The 6307-nt window shown below is 72.7% G+C and carries 5 protein-coding genes and 1 pseudogene; 1 reads left to right on the top strand and 5 read right to left on the bottom strand.

Annotated features, from left to right (window positions below):
• The 3 genes and pseudogenes from NBX02_RS01065 to pheA form a co-directional block, all read right to left on the bottom strand.
• Positions 1–460 (bottom strand): annotated as a pseudogene (locus NBX02_RS01065) (aminoglycoside phosphotransferase); the annotation flags it as partial.
• Positions 461–554: 94 nt separating this feature from the next.
• The gene (locus NBX02_RS01060; RefSeq protein WP_445548194.1) at positions 555–1691 is read right to left on the bottom strand and encodes a hypothetical protein; all 1137 of its coding nucleotides are present in this window, start codon (positions 1689–1691) and stop codon (positions 555–557) included.
• Positions 1692–2671: 980 nt separating this feature from the next.
• Entirely contained in the window at positions 2672–3613 is a 942-nt protein-coding gene (pheA, locus tag NBX02_RS01055; RefSeq protein WP_250286919.1) for a prephenate dehydratase, read from the bottom strand.
• Positions 3614–4090: 477 nt separating this feature from the next.
• Here pheA and larB point away from each other — a divergent pair, with 477 nt between their 5' ends.
• Entirely contained in the window at positions 4091–5047 is a 957-nt protein-coding gene (larB, locus tag NBX02_RS01050; RefSeq protein ID WP_250286917.1) for a nickel pincer cofactor biosynthesis protein LarB, read from the top strand.
• A 247-nt stretch (positions 5048–5294) separates the two neighbouring features.
• Here larB and NBX02_RS01045 read toward each other — a convergent pair whose 3' ends face one another.
• The gene (locus NBX02_RS01045; protein WP_250289592.1) at positions 5295–5537 is read right to left on the bottom strand and encodes a hypothetical protein; all 243 of its coding nucleotides are present in this window, start codon (positions 5535–5537) and stop codon (positions 5295–5297) included.
• Between the two features lie 152 nt (positions 5538–5689).
• Positions 5690–5857, bottom strand: a complete 168-nt coding sequence (locus NBX02_RS01040) for a hypothetical protein (RefSeq protein ID WP_250286915.1) — start codon at positions 5855–5857, stop codon at positions 5690–5692.
• Positions 5858–6307: the final 450 nt, after the last annotated feature.

The raw sequence follows: 6307 nt of genomic DNA, 5'->3' as shown, positions 1-6307 counted from the left end.
CCGCGGGCCCGTGCCCGGCCGCCGGCCCACGAGCCCCGGCAGGCGGCTGGGCCTCCCCGCCGACGGCGGGCAGGGGAGCCCCGGCTGCCGGCTCCAGCGGCCCTCCCGGCTCCAGCGGCTCCAGCGGCTCCCCGCGGCCGGCATCGACCCACAGGGTGGCCACGGTGCCAGCAATCCACAGCGGCGCCGGCAGGCCCGGCGCCAGGCGCACGGCCGGGACACCGTGGCAGGCCAGCCAGCGAGCGACCTGGACGACCTTGTCCGCCCGGTGCGCCATCGCCCGCGACCCGGATATCCGGACGACCACCCCGGCCCGGGGCAGCCGGAAAACCGCGTTCGCTGCGACTTTGATGATTTCCGCGTCCTGGCCGTCCAGGCCGGCCTCCGCGCAGATCTCCCGAAGAACTTCCCAGGCCCGGGCGACGGTGAAACGCCCGTCACCGGCGGCCGGGCCACTCACCGGCCTTCGTGCGCCGTTCAAGTGATTCACGTGATATGCACCGTCCGTTATCATGATGCTACGGAGGTTGTACGGGGTCAGCGCCGGCCATGACTCACCGCTCGCTTCCCGCGGGGGCCGTTGTCCTGGCAGCCGTCACTCCGGCGGCCTGCTTGACGGCAGCCCGCGACCCGGCGGCGCCCGCTCCGGCGGCAGCCTCGTCCGGGCCGGCCGGCTGACGTCGGCCCTCCCGCTGCCATCCCCGGACGTACGCGGCGAGCTCCCGGACCTCCCGGACATCCCCGTGCGCCCGGGTCATCGCGAGCAGCTGGTCGGCCCGGTTCGACGCCGACGCCACCGTGCGCCCCCAGGAGATCGAAATCGCCTCGGTGGCCAGCGCGCACACCCGGTCGAGCTCAAGGCGGCCCTGGCGGGCCAGCGCCAACGCCAGATCAAGACGGATCACCGACCGGAACCCCGGCGCGTTCATCGCGTCCAGCCGTGGGATGGCGAGCTGCGCGTGTTCCTCGGCGGCGCGGGACCGCCCGAGCAGGCACAGCGCCGTGGTCGCGTTGTAGGCGACCTCGACCGGGTGAAAGGTGTCGAAGCCCGGCCCCGGAGATCCCCAATGTTCCACGGGAATCATGTCGGCGAGGTCATAGGCCAGGTCGAGCGCGCGCGCAGCGCCCCGGACGTCACCGAGCGCGGCCAGCGCGCGGGCTTCCTGACAGACCAGCCGAGCCCGCACCGGGCCCGCGCTGACATACCGCAGCCCGTCCTGGGCGAGCCGCAGGGCCACGTCCGGACGGCCGCCGTAGAACTCGGCGACCGCCCCGATCTCACGCGCGGACCCCCGCAACGGGCCGTCCCCGGCCCACTCCCCGGCCGCGAAACCGGCGGCGGCCAGGGCCCCGGCCACCTCGGGCTGGCCAAGCTTGAAAGCGGCGTCAGCATGCAGGACAGTGGCCCGGCCAGCGGTGACGCGCAGCCGGCGGGCATCGGAGCCGGTCAGCTGGCGCTGGGCGAGCTGGTCCAGGTAGTGCCGCAGCCGGACCGTCTCGGTGACCATCTGGGCGGGCGGGGTGTGCTCGTGGGTGGCGAGCAGGCCGGCCAGCCATCCCTCGGCATGGGCGATCGCGGCCTGCGCGGTCGTGCCGTGCGCGTCGAGAAGATCCGCAAGCTGCGTGTCGGGGAGGAGCGCGCCCACCATGGCGGCACCGGCATACAGGTGGAACTGCCTGCGGTCGGACATCGGCGGGCCCGCGTCCACCGTCGGCTCTGACGGCGGGGGCTGCCCGTCCGAGGAGGAGCCCGCGGGAAACCCGGCAGCCACCCGCCCCGGCCGGATCACAGGCCCTGGCGGGAGCGCGTGGCCTGGCGGGAGCGCGTGGCCTGGCGGCGCCGGTGCCGCGCGGACATCCAAGCGATCATCCGGAGGGGTACGGGCCGCCGGGATCGCGACCGGCATGACCGGCGCGGTGGACGGAACGGGCCGTTGCGCACCCGGCAGCGCCGGCCAGATGCCGGCCGAGCCGGCCGACGGGCCGGAAGCGGTGTGACCGGGCCCCTTCCGCCGTTCCTCCCACGGCGGCTCTTCACACGGCTGTTCGCGCGGCCCCCGGCGCGACGGGGATTCCCGCTGGACCGGCTCCACCGGTCCCGCTGGTCCGGGCTCCCGGGGCACTGGCAGGGACAGCTCGCCAGTATCGATCATGACTACCGCACTCCCTGGCCTCCCTGTCGGCGAGGCAACTCGTCCGCCCACCCGGGCGAACCCTCTTGGTAGCGAGAATGTAACTCAAGGTAACACAAAAAAATGCCGAAGTGTCGCGACCTGACAGAGAAGCGGGAGAGAACACGTGCGGACCACGACACAAGCGATCACTATCTGGACCAACCGGACGTGACGCACAGTAATCATCCGCGGCTCCGATCGCCCCTTCCAACCTCGGACGACCCACCACGACGATCCGGGGGCATCGCGTCCGCCTCGGATCCGCAAGCCCCCAGAGAGCTGGTCAAAAAGTGTATATCCGTCCCAGAGCGGTCAGAAATGCATGACCGAATACTGTCGAATCACGCGGGTGAAGGAGCCGACGGCCGCCACCACGGCCATACCGGCCCCCGTCCTCCCGGTCAGGGCCCCCGTCCTCCCGGTCAGGGCCCCCGTCCTCCCGGTCAGGGCAGTGCGCGCACCCGGCAGGCCGTCACTGCTGGCAGGCCGCGGATCCGTCAGCGGCCTCGGCCGCGGGTGTCCCCGCGCAGGCCGGACAGCCAGACCGCGGCCTCGTGGAAGGCATCGTCGGACGTGCTCGGCCGCACCGCCCCGGCCCGTCCGTCCGCCCGCGGATAGCTGCCCAGGAAACGCACCTCGGCGCAGAGGCGGTGCAGCGCCGACAGCGCCTCCCCGACCCGCGCCTCGGCCACATGCCCCTCGCAGTCGATCGAGAAGGAGTACCGGCCCAGCCCCGCGCCGGTCGGCCGGGACTCCAGCCGGGTCAGGTTGACCCCCCGGACGGCGAACTCGGTCAGGATCTCCAGCAGCGCGCCGGGATGATCGTCCCGCTCGAACAGCACCACCGTGGTGCGGTCGGCCCCGGTGGGCGGCGGCGGCGGGGCCGGGCGGGTGACCAGCACGAACCGGGTCTGCGCACCGTCGACGTCCTGGACGTCGTCGGCCAGCACCGACAGGCCGTAGCGGGGGGCCGCGAAGGCGCCGGCGAGCGCGGCGTCGACCTCCCCGGCCTGGACCCGGCGGGCCGCCTCGGAGTTGCTGAACGACGGCTCCCACCGCGCGTCGGGCAGGTTCTTGGCCAGCCACCGGCGGCACTGCGGCTGGGCGTGCGGATGGCTGGAAACCGTGCGCACCGCGTCGAGCACGGTCCCGGGCCGGGCCAGCAGAGCGAACCGGATCAGGAGCACGACCTCGGCGGTGACCTGGAGCAGATCACCGGCGGCCAGTTCGTCCAGGGTCGTCGACACCGAGCCCTCGACCGAGTTCTCGAACGGGACGAGCGCACCGTCGGCGTCCCCCTGGCGGACCGCGTCCAGTGCCGCCGCCACGTTCGGCAGCGGGTCGAGCCGGGCCCCGTCGGCGATCGGCAGGGTCATCAGCGCCGCTTCGGAGAACGTGCCGGGCGGCCCCAGATAGACCAGACGCGTCGTTGACGTCATACCGACGACCTTCCGGATGTCATGCCGACAGCCTTCCACGTGGACGGGGCGGGACCGCCGGGGCGGGCGGCGCCCCCATGGCGGAGCCGGTCACCGGGGCAACGGACATCGCGGCAGCCCCCGACCGTGCCCCGACAGTGCCCAGGAGGAGAAGAGCCCGGACGCGTCCCAAGCGGATCTCTCAACGGTACGAGGTGCTGGATACCGGGCGAACGGGCACCCGGCATCCAGCACCGGGCCCGTCGTCAGCTCTGCCGGCTCCGCGTCTCCCACCTCGACGATCCTACGGTCCGGTGACGGATCGCATCCGTGGGCCCCGCCCGGCCGCCCCGGCTATCCCCCGCCGCCCCGGTCACCCCGCCGCCCGGCCGTTCCGGCGCCCGGCCGTTCCGGCGGGCCGGACAGCGGCGGCGCGGGCGGGCCGTCGGCACGAACAGGCGGCAGAGATCCAGGCGGCGGACCCATAGGGTCGGCGGTATGGACACGGAGGATGTGCGGCTCCTGCTGGATGCCGTGGCCTCCGGCACGGTCGGGCCGGACGACGCCCTGGCACGCCTGGCCGCGGGCCCGCTCGGCGACGGCGGCGGCTGGAGCGACCTCGGGTACGCCCGTGTCGACACCCACCGCGGGCTTCGCACCGGCGACCCGGAAGTCGTCTACGCCGCCGGCAAGACCCCGGCGCAGACGGTCGGCATCGTCGCCGAACTGCGGCGGACTGCCGGCCCCGGCCGTCCGACGCTGGTCACGCGGGCCGACGCCGCCACCGTCGCGGCGCTGCGGGCGCGCTGGCCGGACGAGCTCACGATGTCCGCGCGGACAGCGGCCTGGGCGTCCGGCGACGCTGTCAGCACACCCTCCGCGGCGGCCGGCCGCACCGCCGAGCATGCCGATACCACCGGCCGTACCGGCACCGCCGGCCGCTCCATCTTCGCCGGTCATGAGGCCTTTGCCAGTCATGCGGCCGGTGTGTCACAGGGTGCGGTCACGGTTGCCGTCGGCCCGTTGCCCCCGGCTCGCGGCCGGGTTGTCGTCGTCTGCGCCGGGACGTCGGACGCCCCGGTCGCCGCGGAGGCCGCGCTGACCGCCCGCGCGTCCGGGGCGGGCGTTGAGACGATCATGGATGTGGGGGTCGCCGGGCTGCATCGGGTCCTCGCCGTCCGTGACCAGCTGGCTGGGGCCGACTGCCTGATCGTCATCGCCGGCATGGAGGGAGCCCTACCGAGCGTGATCGGCGGGCTGGTCGGCACACCGGTCGTTGCCGTCCCGACCAGCGTCGGTTACGGCGCGTCCCTCGGCGGGCTTACCGCACTGCTCGCCATGCTCACCTCGTGCGCTCCCGGCATCGCGGTGTGCAACATAGACAACGGTTTCGGCGCGGGCGTCTTCGCGGCCCGTGTCGTCCGCCGTTCGGCGTCCGACGCCCGCCAGTCGTAACCCCACAGTCGTAGGTGGAAACCGCTGTCATGACAGCTCTTTTCCACCTACGGCTTCGATGCCCGTAGGTGGAAAACGTCGTCCGGACAGCCCTTTCCACCTACGCACGACGGGCACTGGTTGTGGTTGTGGCTGGTTTCAGTGGTTTCCGCTGTCGTCCAGGTCCACTGGGTCCAGGTCCGCTGGCGTGTCCGGGCCCGCTGTCGGCCCGGACAGGCGTCCTGCCCACGTCGCGGCCGTGCGCCGGTCAACGCTCCCGGCGGTGGGAGTCCCGATGGGCGGGGATGCGGCGGCCACCGGTACCGGCACCGGCACCGGCACCGGTACCGGCACCACCACGGCGCAGGCCGGTCCCCCGGTCGACCCGGCGCACCGCGTCGCCGCCCTCGGCCCGGTGGCGTTCCTGGCTGATCCGGTCCCTGATCAGATCCAGCGCCCGGTCACGGTCGCCCTCGTCGAGTCCGTGCATGAGACTGTCGAAAACACTCAAGAGTTCTCCCCGGAACAAAGATCGCGGAAAATGTTCCACTTTTTCTCGCTGTAAGAACCTCTTTTCGTCGCGCCGGTTCTCGTCGCACCGCCCACGCGGCGGCGCCGGCCGCCGACACCGGACGCCGGCGGATCGCCGGCACCCATGACCGGTCAGGCGGCCGGGCCGAGCGCCACCTTCGTCCGCTGGTCGACGATCCCGCGGGCCGCCGCCACGGCCGGCACCGGCCGCCGTCGGCGGGGCCGGGCCCGGCGGTGCGCCAGACCCGGCATCCGGACCGAGCGGGACAGGCGCATACTGGCTCCGCACCGTGCGAACATGCTGGGGAATCCTTCCCCGGGCAACGCCGTCGAAAACCGCAGCATCGCCGAAAACCGTCACCGAAAACCGTTGCCGAAGACGTCGGGACCAGCGAGAATCGCCGGTCGGGCAGTGGCCGGCGCACACCGCTCCGCGCCTCCTCCGTGACCCGTTTCGACCGGTGTACACACAACCGCGAGGAATCCGACATCAACAGAAAGAGCGACGAACTGAACGAGAGATCGCTTTCGCCCAGTTCCGGACGGGGTGATACCCCAAAAGATCGGCACTCTGAGTAGTAATAGTTTCCCTTGCCGTTCTCGAGGAAATTCCGGACGCATGGCCGTGTCACTATGCGAACCAGTCGCGACTCTGAGTAAAAATCAGCGCGCTCCTGGCCCTGGGCACCCCGGGCAGGCCCCGACAGGGACGCTTCCCGATCGGGACAGGACCGGTCGGGACAGGACCGG

The sequence above is a fragment of the Protofrankia sp. CiP1_Cm_nod1 genome (assembly GCF_920888515.1).
Taxonomy (GTDB): domain Bacteria; phylum Actinomycetota; class Actinomycetes; order Frankiales; family Frankiaceae; genus Protofrankia.
Note: the sequence above shows the minus strand (reverse complement) of the source record. Positions and strands in the feature narration are given on the sequence as shown.

Excerpts from the sequence above, each read along its gene's own strand:
- NBX02_RS01060 (WP_445548194.1), bottom strand. The coding sequence starts at position 1,691 with ATGTCCGACCGCAGGCAGTTCCACCTGTATGCCGGTGCCGCCATGGTG.
- pheA (WP_250286919.1), bottom strand. The coding sequence starts at position 3,613 with ATGACGTCAACGACGCGTCTGGTCTATCTGGGGCCGCCCGGCACGTTC.
- larB (WP_250286917.1), top strand. The coding sequence starts at position 4,091 with ATGGACACGGAGGATGTGCGGCTCCTGCTGGATGCCGTGGCCTCCGGC.
- NBX02_RS01040 (WP_250286915.1), bottom strand. The coding sequence starts at position 5,857 with ATGTTCGCACGGTGCGGAGCCAGTATGCGCCTGTCCCGCTCGGTCCGG.